Origin of the sequence: Actinoplanes sp. DH11 (genome assembly GCF_020873875.1) — a bacterium.
Lineage (GTDB): Bacteria > Actinomycetota > Actinomycetes > Mycobacteriales > Micromonosporaceae > Actinoplanes.
In genome coordinates, this window is the sequence record NZ_JAHWGU010000004.1 from 255,054 (window position 1) to 267,902 (window position 12,849).

Below are 12,849 nucleotides of genomic sequence, written 5' to 3' on the forward strand. Positions count from 1 at the left end.
GGCGGCGGTGGGGTGGTTGGACGGGGTTATGGCGCGGGCCGGCCTCTCGGCCGGCCCGCGGTCATTCGCTGTCACTGAGGATTACTCGCGGCGCTCGCCACGGTCACTGCGCTCGCCCGCCGGGCGCGACCGGCGGCGGCGGGGCTCGCCACCACCCTCACGCGGACCGCGGTCCTCACGCGGCGCCCGCTCGGGACGGCCCTCGGCGGACTCGGCGGCCGGCGCGGCCGGTGCCTCCTCGCCCTCCGGGCGGACCTTGTCGAGGTAGATCTTGCCGCGGGCGTCGATGTCCGCGATCGAGACCTCGACCTTGTCGCCGACGTTGAGGAAGTCCTCGACCTTCTCGACCCGCTTGCCGTCGCCCACCTTGGAGATGTGCAGCAGGCCGTCGCGGCCGGGCAGCAGCGAGATGAACGCGCCGAACGCGGCCGTCTTCACCACGGTGCCGAGGAACTTGTCGCCGGCCTTCGGCATGGTCGGGTTGGCGATCGCGTTGATCCGCTCGACGGCGGCCTCGGCGGCCGGGCCGTTCGTCGCACCGACGTAGATCGTACCGTCGTCCTCGATCGAGATGTCGGCGCCGGTCTCGTCCTGGATCGCGTTGATGGTCTGACCCTTCGGGCCGATCACCATGCCGATCTTGTCGACCGGGATCTTCACGCTGGTGACGCGCGGCGCGTACTCGCTCATCTCGGCCGGGGCCTCGATCGCCGCGTTCATCACGCCGAGGATCGTCGCGCGAGCCTCGTGCGCCTGCTGGAGCGCACCGGCCAGCACGTCCGACGGGATGCCGTCGAGCTTGGTGTCGAGCTGCAGCGCGGTGACGAACTCGCTGGTGCCGGCGACCTTGAAGTCCATGTCGCCGAACGCGTCCTCGGCGCCGAGGATGTCGGTGAGCGCGACGTACTGCGTCTTGCCGTCGACCTCGTCCGAGATCAGGCCCATCGCGATGCCGGCGACCGGCGCCTTCAGCGGGACACCGGCGGAGAGCAGGGCCAGCGTCGAGGCGCAGACCGAGCCCATCGAGGTGGAGCCGTTGGAGCCGAGGGCCTCGGAGACCTGGCGGATCGCGTAGGGGAACTCCTCACGCGACGGCAGGACCGGGACCAGCGCCCGCTCGGCCAGCGCGCCGTGACCGATCTCGCGGCGCTTCGGCGAACCCACCCGGCCGGTCTCACCGGTCGAGTACGGCGGGAAGTTGTAGTTGTGCATGTAGCGCTTGGTCTTCTCCGGGGAGAGGGTGTCAAGCGCCTGCTCGAGGCGGAGCATGTTCAGCGTGGTGACGCCCAGGATCTGGGTCTCGCCACGCTCGAACAGCGCCGAGCCGTGCACCCGCGGCAGCACGCCGACCTGGGCGATCAGCGGGCGGATGTCGCGCGGGCCGCGGCCGTCGATGCGGACCTGCTCGCGCAGGACCCGCTGACGCACCTCGGACTTGGTGATCGAGCGGAAAGCCGCGCTGACTTCCTTCTCCCGGCCCTCGAACCGCTCGGCGAGCAGCTCCTGAGCCTTCGCCTTGACCAGGTCGAGGGACTCCTCGCGCTCCTGCTTGCCGGCGATCTTCAGAGCCTCGGCGACCTCGGCCCGGACGGCCTCGCTGACGGCCTGGAACACGTCGTCCTGGTAGTCCAGGAAGACCGGGAAGTCGGCGACCGGCTTCGCGGCGACCTCGGCCAGCTCGCTCTGCGCGCGGCAGAGCTCGCGGATGGCCGGCTTGGCGGCCTCGAGACCGCTGGCGACGACCTCCTCGGTCGGCGCGGTGGCGCCGGCCGCGATCAGCTTGATCGCGTGCGGGGTGGCCTCGGCCTCGACCATCATGATCGCGACGTCGCCCTCGGCGGTGACCCGGCCGGCCACGACCATGTCGAAGGTGGCCCGCTCGAGCTCCTCCAGGGTCGGGAAGGCGATCCACTGGCCGTCGACGTGCGCGACCCGGGTCGAGCCCACCGGGCCGCTGAACGGCAGGCCGGAGAGCTTGGTGGACATCGAGGCCGCGTTCATGGCGACCACGTCGTACGGGTGGGCGGGGTCGAGGGCCAGCACGGTCTCGACGACCTGGACCTCGTTGCGCAGGCCCTTGGTGAACGACGGGCGCAGCGGCCGGTCGATCAGGCGGCAGGTCAGGATGGCGTCCTCGCTGGGACGGCCCTCGCGGCGGAAGAACGAGCCGGGGATCCGGCCGGCCGCGTACATCCGCTCCTCGACGTCGACGGTCAGCGGGAAGAAGTCGAAGTGTTCCTTCGGCTGCTTGCTGGCGGTCGTCGCGGAGAGGACGGTGGTGTCGCCCAGCTGGACGATCACGGAACCGGCGGCCTGCTTGGCGAGGCGGCCGGTGGAGAAAACGATCTCGCGGGTGCCGAACGATCCGTTGTCGATGACGGCGGTGCGGGACTCGGTGCCGAGAGCGGTGTTCTGCTCTGTCATGAAGTGCGGTACTCCTTCGTCGAGGACCCGGCGGTCAACAGCGCGGTTTCAGTCGAGCCGGTCTTCGATCGAAGTGCCCAGGACGTTGGCCTGGGAACCACTACCGAGGACCGGTGCTTCGGACGGTGGTGATCCGCGCGGGTCCGTGGGGTGGAAATGTGAGGGAGCGACCAGCGGCCGCTCCCTCGGTAAAACTATCGGCGCAGACCGAGGCGCTCGATGAGCGTCCGGTAACGCGCGATGTCCTTCTTCTGAACGTAGTTCAGCAGGCGACGACGCTGACCGACCAGCAGCAGCAGGCCGCGCCGGCTGTGGTGGTCGTGCTTGTGCACCTTGAGGTGCTCGGTCAGGTCGGCGATCCGCTTGGTCAGCATCGCGACCTGAACCTCGGGCGAACCGGTGTCGCCGTCCTTGGTCGCGTACTCACCCATGATCTTGGTCTTGGTCTCTTGATCGAGCGCCATACTCTCCGGACTTCTGTGTTGCCGATTGCACGGTTACCCCGCGACCCGCGGCGTCGGGCAGGCATGCGGGACCGGTGTCGGATATTCCAACGACCATTCCACCCTACCAGCAGGTCAGGTGAGCATCGCCCGGGTCTGTTCGACGTCGGCCTCGATCTGCGCGATCAACGGCTCGATGCCGTCGTATTTGCGCTGCTCACGGAGGTGCGCGACGAAATCGATGCTGACCCGCTCACCGTACAGGTCGGCGGAGAAATCGAGCACGTACGCCTCGACGCGACGCTCCCGCCCGGAGAAGGTGGGATTCGTGCCGATCGACACGCTGGCCGGCCAGCGTCCCGCGTGCTCCCCGGTCCGGGTCAGCCAGGCCGCGTAGATGCCGTCGGCCGGGACCGCCGCGTACCGGTGGACCATCAGGTTGGCCGTGGGGTACCCCAGCTCCCGGCCGCGCGCGTCACCGCGGACCACCACGCCGGAGAGGCGGTGCGACCGGCCCAGCGCGACCGCCGCGGCGCGCACGTCACCGGCGTCGACGCAGCTGCGGATGTAGGTGGAGGAGAATACCAGCCCGCTCTCGGCGACCAGCGGCGCGTCCTCCACGGTGAAGCCGAAGGTGCGGCCGAGCGTCTCCAGCATCGTCAGGTCACCGGCCGCCCGGTGGCCGAAGCGGAAGTTGTCGCCGACCACCACGACCGCCGTGTGCAACGCCTCCACCAGCACGTCGTGCACGAACTCGTCCGGCGACAGCTGCGAGAAGGCCGGCGTGAACGGCACCACGCAGAGGGCGTCGACGCCCAGCTCCTCGATCAGCTCCGCCTTGCGCACCGGCTCGGTCAGCACGGCCGGGTGCGAACCGGGCCGGACCACCTCGGCCGGGTGCGGATCGAAGGTCATTACCACCGACTGGAGGCCGAGGTCACGGGCCCGCTTCACCGCGTGCCCGATGATCGCCTGGTGCCCGCGGTGCACGCCGTCGAAGACGCCGATCGTCACGACCGACCGGCCCCAGCCACCGGGGACCGACTCGAAGCCCCGCCACCGCTGCATCGAAAACACTCCCGTCGACGTTCGTTGCCCGGCCTACAGTATCGATTCAGGCCGGTGCCAGGACGATCTCGGCCCGGGCCTTTCCGTCCCGCTCGCTCACGATCGCGAGAAGGGTGCCCTCCGGGTCGAAGACGGCGTACGGCCCGTCGATGCCTGCCGCCGGAAGCGGACCGCCGTGCCGCAGCGTCCTGGTCTCCTCAGGATCCGCGACACGCTGCGGGAACGCCCGCCGGGCCGCCTCCGCCATCGGCAGCGACACCACGTCCGGCGCGCGCTCCTCCAGCTCGGCCAGGGTAGCGGCGGCGTCCAGGGTCATCTCGCCGACCGCGGTGCGGCGCAGCGCGGTGAGGTGGCCGCCGACACCGAGCGCGGCGCCCAGGTCGCGGGCGATGGCCCGGATGTACGTCCCGGAGGAGCAGGTCACGTCGATGTCCACGTCGACCACGTCCCGGCCCTCGGGGCGCCGGATCGCCAGCACGTCGAGCCCGAAGACGGTGATCCGCCGTGCCGGGATCTCGACGGCCTCGCCGTCGCGCACCCGCTTGTACGACCGCACGCCCTTGATCTTGATGGCGCTCACCGCGCTCGGCACCTGGTCGATCTCGCCGACCTGCGCGGCCAGCCCGGCCCGGACGGCGTCGTCGGTGACGGCGCCGGTTCCGAAGACCGCCGTGACGTCGCCCTCCGCGTCGTCGGTGACCGTGTTCTCACCGAGCCGGATCGTCGCGGAATAGCTCTTCCGGGCGCCGATCACGTAGGTGAGCAGCCGGGTCGCCCGGTTCACCCCGATGATCAGGACGCCGGTGGCCATCGGGTCGAGCGTGCCGCCGTGCCCCACCCGCCGGGTCTTCGCCAGCCGCCGGATCCGGGCGACGACGTCGTGCGACGTCATGCCGGCCGGTTTGTCCACCACGATCAGTCCGTCCGCGTTCACCGGAAAACCCTAGCGGGTGGCTCCGACTACCACCCATCGCGGCGAGCGCCATCGCCACATCAGGGTCACGAAGCGGGCCAGGGTGAACAGTCCCAGGCCGGCCCAGACGCCGCCGAGGCCCAGGTCCAGCGCGTACGCCAGCCAGATCGCCGGCAGGAAGCCGAACAGCGCGGACAGCACCGTGACGGTCCGCAGGAACGCCACGTCACCGGCGCCGATCAGCACGCCGTCGAGCGCGTAGACGACGCCGGCGAACGGGAGCAGCGCCACGAACCAGGGCCAGACGACCGCGGCCTGCTCCAGCACCGCCGGGTCGTCGGTGAACCAGCCCGGCACCACCCCGGCGCCGGCCAGTGCCAGCAGCGCGAACGCTACCGCGGACACCCCGCCGGCCAGGGTGACCCGGCGGGCCACGTCCCGGGCCTGGTCCGTGTCGCCGGCCCCGAGGGCCGCCCCGACCAGCGACTGCGCGGCGATCGCCACCGCGTCCAGGGCGAGCGCCGCGAAGAACCAGAGTTGCAGCCCGATCTGGTGGGCGCCGACGGCCGCGATGCCGAACCGGGAGGCGACGGCGGTGGCGGAGAGGAAGCACGCCTGGAAGGCCGCGCCGCGGATCAGCAGGTCCCGGCCGAGGACGACCTGACGCAGGATGATCGACGGGACGGGCCGCAGCGCCCGGGTCTCGCGGATCAGGGCGATCAGGAAGAGCGCGCCGCCGATGCTCTGCGCGGTGACGTTGGCGATCGCCGAGCCGGTCAGGCCCAGACCGAGCGGGTAGACCAGGATCGGGCAGAGGACCGCGGAGAGCACATTGGCCCCGAGCACGATCCAGAGTGGTCGCCGGGTGTCCTGCACGCCGCGCATCCAGCCGTTGCCGGCGGCGGCCAGCAGCAGGCCGGGCGCACCGAACGCGGCGATCCGCATCCAGCCGGCGGCCGCCTCGGCGGTCTGCTCGTTGCCGGCCAGCAGGTTCGCGACCGGGCCCGCGCCGACCAGCCCGAGCAGGGCCAGCAGCAGGCCGGCGCCGAGTGCCAGCCAGGACGCCTGCACGCCCTCGGCGACGGCGGCCGGCCGGTCACCGGCGCCGAAGCGGCGGGCGGCGCGACCGGTCGTCCCGTACGCCATCAGGGTGCCGAACCAGGCGGCCACCGACATGACGGTGCCGCCGACGGCTATCGCGGACAGCTCGACCGGGCCCAGATGGCCGACCACCGCGGTGTCCACCAGGACGTAGAGCGGCTCGGCGGCGAGCACCACGAGCGCCGGCAGAGCCAGGGCGGCGATCCGCCTCGGTGTGGCGGTGGAGACGGCAGGCGGGCTCATGGTGTCCCATGATGCCCGCCCCGCCGTAAGGGCCGCAACGCGACCCGTCACTTACAACTACTGGCGCGTGCCCGGCTTGGGACCGTCGGCGCGCGCCGGGCGAGCGACTACTGACGCGTGTCCAGCGAGGCCTGCAGGGCGCGGCGCGCCTGCTCGCGGGCGTCGTCGGATGGCTTGGGCTGGGGCTTCGGCTTGGCAGCCATGACATTCCTCCACGGTGGGTGTGGGCGCTCCGCCCACGCGGGCGCCCGGAATCGGTCGAGCGGGGCGTCACGGGAACCGATCCGGGATCGCCGGATCTCTGGCGGCGTGACGCGACCCGGGGCGGTGGACCCGGGTGGCTCGAGGTCTCACGGAGAGGCGGTGGTGGCAGCCGCGTGAAACCAAATCACCGTTCAGCACCCAAACTAACGTTCACTCACCGCCACCGTTCGGCGATCCCGTCATACGGGACAACGAAGATAGGGGCCACCCGTTCGGGTGACCCCCATTCAACTGGGAAAACGTCGATCAGTTCAGGAAATCGTCCAAAAGGCGGCGCACACCGGCGACCACGTCGGCCGGCTCGCCGTACCCGGTGAAGCCCGCCGCCAAGCGGTGACCGCCGCCGCCCTGGGAGATCGCCACCCCGCTCACGTCGACCGCGCCCTTGCTGCGCAACGACACCGCCCACTCGTTCGCGGCGACCTCTTTCACCAGCACCGACACGTCCGCCTCGGCCACCGAGCGGACCGGGTCGATGAGGGTGTCCAGCACGTACGGCGGCTGGGCGTGCCGTTCCAGGTCCGCCAGCGTCGCCCAGGTCCAGACCATGCCGCGGCCACCGGCCGCCGCCGGGTCCAGCACCGCGCGGCCCAGCACCTCACCGGTCAGCTTCATGGCGCCGAACGGCCTGGTGTCGAAGACCCGCCGGGAGATGTCGCCGGGCCGGATGCCGGTCGCGATCAGCCGGGCCGCCAGCTCGTGCACCGCCACCGTGGTCATGTCGAACTTGAACGAGCCGGTGTCGGTGGCCAGCGCCACATAGAGACACTCGGCGATCTCCGCGTCCAGCGGCACGCCGAGCCGGTCGAGCAGCTGCTCGGCCACCACCGAGGTGGCCGCCGCCAGCGGGTCCACCAGCCGCACCTGGCCGAAACCGGTGTTCGTCGCGTGATGGTCGAGCACCACACTGCACGGCGCGCCGGTGAGGCGCCCGGCCAGCGCGCCGAGACGCGACTCGGCCGCCACGTCGAAGACCAGGACCAGGCGCGGGTCGGCGAACGCCGCCGACTCCGGCACGAGAAGATCAAGGCCGGGGAGCGACGCGTACGGCTCGGGGACGTCGAACCGGCCCGGGAAGGTGGCCTGGAGCCGGGTCAGCCCGAGCCGTCGCAGACCCAGGCCGAGGCCAAGCATGCTGCCGAGCGCGTCCCCGTCCGGGTTGACGTGGCAGATCAGCAGGACCTCGTCGTCGGGCCCGGCCGAACGGACCGCCGCCACCGCGGCGGCCCATTGCTCGGCAGTCGGACTCACCCCTGATCCTCAGCGGCGCCCACCCGCTCGTCCTCGTCCTCGTCCTCGCTCTTGTAGGGGTCCGGGTCGCCGGCGTACTTCTTGCCGGCCGCCAGCCGCTGGACCTCCTCGTCGCGGTGCTTCGCCGCGGCCAGCAGATCGTCGATCTCCTTGGCGTGGTCGAGGACGTTGTCCATCACGAACGCCAGGCTCGGCGAGTGCCGCAGGCCGAGCGCGTGACCGACCCGGCTGCGCAACATGCCTTTCGCGCTCTCCAGGGCGGCCGCCGTCGAGGCCTGCTCCGTCACGTCCCCGAGCACCGTGTAGTAGACCGTCGCCTCGCGCAGGTCGCCGGTGATCCGGGCATCCGTGATCGTCACCATGCCGAGCCGGGGATCCTTGATCTCCCGCACCAGCGAAGCCACCAGTTCACGGACACGCTCCGCGTGCCGCCGTGTCTTGGCCGGATCCGACATCTCGCCCACCTCCGACTGTGGTTCCCGCGGGTCAGCACCGCCCCCGCTCTCAACTGCGCAAGCCTACCTACGTCAGTCATCGTCCCCGTAGAGCCGTCGCTTGACGGAGAGCAATTCGATCTCGGGGCGGCCGGCCATCTGGTGCTCGCAGGTGTCGATCACGCTGCGTGCCTGTGCGGGATCGCCGGCCACCGCCGCGACGCCGATCTGCGCCCGGCCGTGCAGATCGTGGAAACCGACCTCGGCGACGCTCACCTCGAACTTCTTCAGCATCGCGATGATCGGCCGGACGTAGGAGCGCTTCTGCTTCAGCGAACGCGAGTCACCGGGCAGGAGCAGGTCGAAGACTGCGGTCTCGGTATACATCAGCGAGCAGGTTACGCCCCGGCGCGCCGGGGATCAGCCGGTTTTCCGGGCGACCAGCACATCGCGGTCGATCCCCTGGTCCACCCGGTGCTCCAGGGGCAGATGCTCGACCAGGGTCAGGCCGTTCGCCAGCAGGATGTCCTCGGCCAGCTCGCGCTTGGCAACCTTGGTGTTCCAGGAGAGGCCGATCGCGCCACCGGGACGCAGCAGCGGCAGCCACTGCGGCACCGCCCGCTCCAGCAGGTCCAGCGGACGCCGCGAGATGCCGCCGGCGTCGTCGTAGCTGCCGTGCGCGACACCGTACGGCAGGTCGGCCACCAGCACGTCCGCCACGTTGCCGCGGATCAGCCCGTCCAGCCCGGTGGTGTCGGCGTGCAGCACCGTCAGCTTCTGCACCGCGCCGGCCTTGTGGTCGTCCTTACTCGGCGCCAGCGTCACCTCGAGCCGGCGGGCAGCCCGGCGGCCCTGCCGGCGCACCGGGACCAGCTCCGCGGTGTGCTTCAGCCGCTTGCGCTTCAACCAGGTCTGGAGGAACAACTTGTACGCCTCGACGTCCTTGCCGTCGATCTCCACGCCGATGCCGTCGTAGCCGTACATCAGGGCCTGGTTGAGCGTGGTGCCGCGGCCGCAGAGCGGGTCGAGGACGGTCAGCCCGCCGCCGAGCATCCGGCCGGCCGAGGCGGAGGCCAGCAGGGTCAGGTTGAGCACCAGCTTGGTGAACTGCTCGTTCGTCTTGCCGGCGTACTTCGGGATGGTGATCAGGTCACTGTCGTACCGGGCCAGCGGCGTGAGCGTGAGCGGCCGCAGCAGGTCGTCGACGAGTTCGAAGAGCGCGTACGCGGCGGACAGGTTCGACAGGTACGCGATGTCGGCGGTGGAGAGGCCGGCGGTGAAGGTGAGGTACTCCACCCCGCCGATCGTGGTGACGTCGATCTCGTCGAGCGGCGTGGAGAGCACCGGAGCGAAAGCGGCCAGTTCCGCCTGGGACATGCGCGACGCCTGATCGGCGTAGACGCGGTTGGCGGACGGAGCGAGCAGCATGGCATACCGGGACATGCCGACATCCTCCCAGTCCATGACCTGCCGCCGCGCCGCGGCCTCGGCCCGGCATTCTGCCGGTGCGCGTCCGGGAGGCACGGTGCGCGTAGCCCGTACTCCGGTGCATGAAAGAGCGGCCCCCACGCAAGCGTGGGGGCCGCTCTCAGCTCAGCCGGGGGATCAGGCCCGCGGCTTCTCCCGCATCTCGAACGTCTCGATGACGTCGCCGATCTGCGGCGAACCGTAACCGCTCAGGGTCAGACCACACTCGAAGCCCTCGCGGACCTCGGTGGCGTCGTCCTTGAACCGCTTCAGCGAGCTGATCGTGACGTTGTCGGCCACGACCGTGCCCTCGCGGATGATCCGGGCCTTGGCGTTGCGCTTGATCAGGCCGGACCGGACGATACAACCGGCGATGAGACCGATCTTGGACGAGCGGAAGACCTCGCGGATCTCCGCCGTTCCCTGCTCGACCTCTTCGTACTCCGGCTTGAGCAGGCCCTTGAGCGCCGCCTCGATCTCCTCGATGGCCTGGTAGATCACGCTGTAGTAGCGGATCTCCACGCCGGCGCGGTCGGCCATCTCCTTGACCTTGTTGCCGGCCCGGACATTGAAGCCGATGATCGTCGCGGTCTGCTCCGAAGAGGCCGACGCCAGGTTGACGTCGCTCTCGGTGATCGCACCGACGCCGCGGTGGATGACCTTGAGCTGGATCTCCTCCGGAATCTCGATCTTGAACAGCGCCTCTTCGAGGGCCTCGACCGAACCGGAACCGTCACCCTTGATGACCAGGGTGAGCGACGCCTTCTCGCCCTCCTTGAGGTCACGCATGAGCTCGTCGAGCGACTTGGCGCGACCCGAGTTGGCGAAGGTCGCCGCACGACGGCGAGCCTGCCGCTGCTCGGCGATCTGCCGCACCGTGCGGTCGTCCTCGGCAGCGAGGAACGTGTCACCGGCACTCGGCACCGAGGTGAGACCCAGGACGAGGACCGGACGCGCCGGACCCGCCTCGGGCACCTGGTTGCCGTTCTCGTCGAGCATGGCCCGGACGCGACCGTGCGCGCCACCCGCCACGATCGAGTCACCGGCACGCAGCGTGCCCTTCTGCACCAGGACGGTGGCCACGGCACCGCGACCCTTGTCCAGGTGCGCCTCGACCGCGACACCCTGGGCGGGACCGTCGATCGGGGCGGTCAGCTCGAGCGCCGCGTCGGCGGTCAGCAGGACCGCCTCCAGGAGCTCGTCGATGCCGATGCCCGGCTTGGCCGCCACGTTGACGAACATGGTCTCGCCGCCGTACTCCTCGGCGAGCAGGCCGTAGTCGGTCAGCTGCTGACGGACCTTGTCCGGGTTGGCATCCGGCTTGTCCACCTTGTTGACCGCGACAACGATCGGCACCTCGGCGGCCTTGGCGTGGTTGAGCGCCTCGACCGTCTGCGGCATCACGCCGTCGTCGGCAGCCACCACCAGGATGACGATGTCGGTCACCTGGGCACCACGAGCACGCATGGCGGTGAACGCCTCGTGACCCGGGGTGTCGATGAAGGTGATCGCACGCTCTTCGCCCTGGTGCGGCACGACGACCTGGTAGGCACCGATGTGCTGGGTGATGCCACCCGCCTCGCCGGCGACCACGTTGGTCTTGCGGATCGCGTCGAGCAGCTTCGTCTTACCGTGGTCGACGTGACCCATGACGGTCACGACCGGCGGACGGGTGACGAGGCGATCCTCGGCGACCTCCGCGTCGAGGTCGATGTTGAACTGCGCCAGCAGGGCGCGGTCCTCGTCCTCGGGGCTGACGATCACCACGGTGAAGCCCAGGTGCTCGCCCAGCAGCTGGAGGGTGTCGTCGGACACCGACTGCGTGGCGGTCACCATCTCGCCCAGGTTGAACATCTCCTGGACGAGCGAGCCCGGGTTGGCGTTGATCTTGTCGGCGAAGTCGGAGAGCGATGCGCCGCGGGAGAGCCGGACCTCCTGGCCGTTTCCGCGCGGAGCACCGGAGCTCATCTGCGGAGCGGACAGGTTGTCGAACTCTTGACGCCGCTGCTTCTTCGACTTGCGGCCACGGGTCGGCCGGCCGCCGGGACGCCCGAAGGCACCCGCCGCGCCACCGCCGCGACCACGACCGCCGCCACCGGGACGACCCGGAGCACCGGCGCCGACCGGGCCGCCGCCACCGCCACCGGGACCGCCGGGACGGAAGCCACCGCCGCCGCCGCCGCCGCCACCGGGACGGAAGCCACCGCCACCGCCACCGCCGCCACCGGGACGGAAGCCGCCACCGCCGCCGCCACCGCCACCGCGGTAACCGCCGCCGCCACCGCCGCCACCGGGACGACCTGCGCCGCCACCGGGACCGCCGGGACGACCTGCGCCGCCACCGGGACCCGCGGGACGACCCGGGCGCTGCGCCGGCATGGACGCCGGGCTGGGCCGCGGGGGCATCGACGCGGGGCTGGGCCGCGGCGGCATGCCGGGCTGGTTGGGACGCGGCATCGACGCCGGGCTCGGACGACCGCCCGAGGCACCGCCGGAGACACCGAACGGGTTGTTGCCGGGACCACGCGCCGGCGGACGGGGTGCGCCACCGGCGGGGCCGGGACGGGGACCACCGGGCGCGCCGGGACCGGGGTTGGGGTTACGACCGGCGGCGGGCGAACCCGGCCGCGGCGGAACCATGCCCGGACCCGGACGCGGTCCACGCGGGCCACCGTCGGCCGGCGGCTGCCGGCGCTCGGCGTCCCGAGTGGTGCGTGCGGCCTGGGCCGCCTTGACGGCAGCCTCCTGCTCGGCCTTCAGCGCCGAGGCGCGCGCCTCGGCGGCGGCCACCTCGATGTCGTGCGCGCTGGCCGGCTTGGCGACCGGACCGGGCGTCGGGCCCGGACGGCCGGGGGCCGGCTTCGGCCGGGCGAACTGCCCGGGCGAGGGAGCCGGCGAAGTAGGGGCGCTGCTCGGCGCACCGGTCGGGGGCCCGGGCCGGCGTGGCGGCTGAGGCCGCCCCATCGGGGGACCCGGACGCGGCGCCGAGGAGCCGCCCGGGGCGCTGGTAGCGGAGGGACTGGGCGCCGGGGCAGCGGACGCCGGAGCGGAACCGCCGGCCTCCAGGGCGCCACGGAGCCGCCGGGCCACCGGGGCCTCGACGGTGCTGGATGCGGACTTGACGAACTCGCCCATTTCTTTCAACTTGGCGAGCACGGTCTTGCTGTCGACCCCGAGCTCTTTGGCGAGCTCGTGAACGCGGGCCTTGCCTGGCACTGCACTCCTCACTTCGAGGTCGTGC

At 71.4% G+C, this 12,849-nt stretch carries 10 protein-coding genes; all 10 read right to left on the reverse strand.

The window, feature by feature from the left end:
- Window positions 1-81: 81 nt before the first annotated feature.
- The 10 genes from LPA41_RS08295 to infB all read right to left on the reverse strand — a co-directional run bounded on the left by LPA41_RS08295 (window position 82) and on the right by infB (window position 12,824).
- Window positions 82-2,424: a polyribonucleotide nucleotidyltransferase gene (locus tag LPA41_RS08295; RefSeq protein ID WP_229069351.1), complete on the reverse strand. Its 2,343-nt coding sequence runs from the start codon at window positions 2,422-2,424 to the stop codon at window positions 82-84.
- Between the two features lie 194 nt (window positions 2,425-2,618).
- The gene (gene rpsO / locus LPA41_RS08300; RefSeq protein ID WP_229069352.1) at window positions 2,619-2,888 is read right to left on the reverse strand and encodes a 30S ribosomal protein S15; all 270 of its coding nucleotides are present in this window, start codon (window positions 2,886-2,888) and stop codon (window positions 2,619-2,621) included.
- Window positions 2,889-3,002: 114 nt separating this feature from the next.
- Window positions 3,003-3,935, reverse strand: coding sequence for a bifunctional riboflavin kinase/FAD synthetase (locus tag LPA41_RS08305; RefSeq protein ID WP_229069353.1), 933 nt, complete (start codon window positions 3,933-3,935; stop codon window positions 3,003-3,005).
- 46 nt (window positions 3,936-3,981) lie between these two features.
- Window positions 3,982-4,869 (reverse strand): tRNA pseudouridine(55) synthase TruB, encoded by an 888-nt coding sequence (gene truB, locus LPA41_RS08310; RefSeq protein ID WP_308036527.1) that lies wholly within the window; start codon window positions 4,867-4,869, stop codon window positions 3,982-3,984.
- Window positions 4,870-4,878: 9 nt separating this feature from the next.
- Window positions 4,879-6,192 carry an MATE family efflux transporter gene (locus tag LPA41_RS08315; protein WP_229069354.1) on the reverse strand — a complete coding sequence of 438 codons (1,314 nt, stop codon included), beginning with the start codon at window positions 6,190-6,192 and terminating at the stop codon, window positions 4,879-4,881.
- A 510-nt stretch (window positions 6,193-6,702) separates the two neighbouring features.
- On the reverse strand, window positions 6,703-7,707 hold the full coding sequence (locus LPA41_RS08320; RefSeq protein ID WP_229069355.1) for a bifunctional oligoribonuclease/PAP phosphatase NrnA: 1,005 nt from the start codon (window positions 7,705-7,707) through the stop codon (window positions 6,703-6,705).
- The gene (rbfA, locus tag LPA41_RS08325; RefSeq protein WP_229069356.1) at window positions 7,704-8,162 is read right to left on the reverse strand and encodes a 30S ribosome-binding factor RbfA; all 459 of its coding nucleotides are present in this window, start codon (window positions 8,160-8,162) and stop codon (window positions 7,704-7,706) included. Before rbfA ends, LPA41_RS08320 begins: the two co-directional genes overlap by 4 nt.
- 72 nt (window positions 8,163-8,234) lie before the next feature.
- On the reverse strand, window positions 8,235-8,528 hold the full coding sequence (locus LPA41_RS08330; protein WP_229069357.1) for a DUF503 domain-containing protein: 294 nt from the start codon (window positions 8,526-8,528) through the stop codon (window positions 8,235-8,237).
- 33 nt (window positions 8,529-8,561) lie between these two features.
- Complete coding sequence (locus LPA41_RS08335; protein ID WP_229069358.1) at window positions 8,562-9,584, reverse strand: TRM11 family methyltransferase; 1,023 nt, start codon at window positions 9,582-9,584, stop codon at window positions 8,562-8,564.
- Window positions 9,585-9,746: 162 nt separating this feature from the next.
- Window positions 9,747-12,824, reverse strand: coding sequence for a translation initiation factor IF-2 (gene infB / locus LPA41_RS08340; protein ID WP_229069359.1), 3,078 nt, complete (start codon window positions 12,822-12,824; stop codon window positions 9,747-9,749).
- Window positions 12,825-12,849 lie beyond the last annotated feature (25 nt).